This is a genomic window from Streptomyces alkaliphilus, assembly GCF_014141535.1.
GTDB lineage: Bacteria > Actinomycetota > Actinomycetes > Streptomycetales > Streptomycetaceae > Streptomyces > Streptomyces alkaliphilus.
On record NZ_VKHT01001194.1, the window covers coordinates 1 to 1,351 of the forward strand.

Here is a 1,351-nt window from a genome sequence, read left to right on the forward strand (position 1 = left end):
CACCGGGGGCCGGGGGGAGACGTGCTCAGCCATACCACTCCTCGACAGCGGCGGCCACGACCGTGGTGACCGCCTTGAAACAACGGATACCCCGATACATGTCCGAAACGGTGAAGGCCACTCGGCGCGAATCGATCCGTTCGACGCCGGGGACGATGGTGGCGGCCCCCGCGAGGTGCTCCGCGTCGAACTCCACCTCGATGGTCCGTCGTGTCGGCGCGGCCGGTTCGTGGCGGACCGCGAGGGCCGCCGCGACCTCGGCCGCGGCCCGGATGTCGGCCGCGGTGCGGGCCGGGGGCCGGCAGACGGCGGCGTAGCGGGAGACGTGGTCCTTGACCGCGACGGTCCGGGCGGCCGGGGCCCAGGACGCGGCCTCGGCACAGGTGAGGTCGTCCCCGGTGACCAGGATCACCGGGGTGCCCCACTCGGCGACGACCAGTGAGTTGAGCCGCCCCTCGCTCGCGCGGACACCGTCCACGAAGACACCGGTCAGGGAGTTGCCGAGGTAGGTGTGGGCGAGGACGCCCTCGTCCCCGGCGCCGGTGTGGTAGCCGAGGAAGACGATGCCGTCGGCGTCGCCGTGCTGGACCCCCTCGACCATGCCGAGCGGCTTGTGCCGCCCGATCAGCACCTCGGCCCGTTCGTGCAGTCGTTCGGGCAGCAGGTTGCGCATCGTCATGTGGGCCTCGTTGACCACCACCTCGTCGACACCGCCGGCGAGGAGGCCCTCGACCGCGGCGTTGACGTCGGATGTGAGCAGGGCGCGGCAGCGTTGCCACTCGGGGGTGCCCGGCAGGCAGTCGGCCGGGCAGGTGACGCCGGTGGCGCCCTCCATGTCCGCGCTGATCAGGACCTTCATGGCGGGCAGGGTACGCGGGGGGAGCGGTGCGGGAGGGGCGGCGCGCCGGCCCCTCCCGCACCGGCGGCGTGACCCCCGTCGGGACGACCCGGCGCCACCTCCGGCGGGGATGCCCCCGGTCGGGGTCACCCGGAAGCGGCGTCACCGCCCGACGTCCAGCACGGGTAACCGAGTTCGAGCACCCGGGCGACGATCTCCTCGCTCTCGGCGGGGCTCATCGGGGGCGTGACCGCGGTCAACCGATGGGCCACCTCCTCGTCGACCCGGGGCTCGGGCCGACGGGCGAAGGTCGCGGTCACCGGCTCCCCGGCACGGGCCGGCGTGCCGGTCCCCCCGGGAACGTGTCCCGGGTCCGCGGACGGATCGGTGGCGAGCACGAGCAGACGCAGCGGAGGGGGACCGGTCAGGGGGTAGGTCCACCACAGTGCCTCCTGCCGGACGGTGTCCCGGCGGAAGATGAGTCGGCCGGAGGAGGGGTGGTCGGGGAGCGGG

Annotated in this window: 1 protein-coding gene and 1 pseudogene; both read right to left on the reverse strand. The window is 74.2% G+C overall.

All coding sequences use genetic code 11. The features are described 5' to 3' along the window. Positions 1 to 25 precede the first annotated feature (25 nt). Positions 26 to 859 carry a M55 family metallopeptidase gene (locus FNQ90_RS23360; RefSeq protein ID WP_182608167.1) on the reverse strand — a complete coding sequence of 278 codons (834 nt, stop codon included), beginning with the start codon at positions 857 to 859 and terminating at the stop codon, positions 26 to 28. Between the two features lie 125 nt (positions 860 to 984). Further along, positions 985 to 1,351, reverse strand: a pseudogene (locus tag FNQ90_RS23365) (hypothetical protein); the annotation flags it as partial.

Excerpts from the sequence above, each read along its gene's own strand:
- FNQ90_RS23360 (WP_182608167.1), bottom strand. The coding sequence starts at position 859 with ATGAAGGTCCTGATCAGCGCGGACATGGAGGGCGCCACCGGCGTCACC.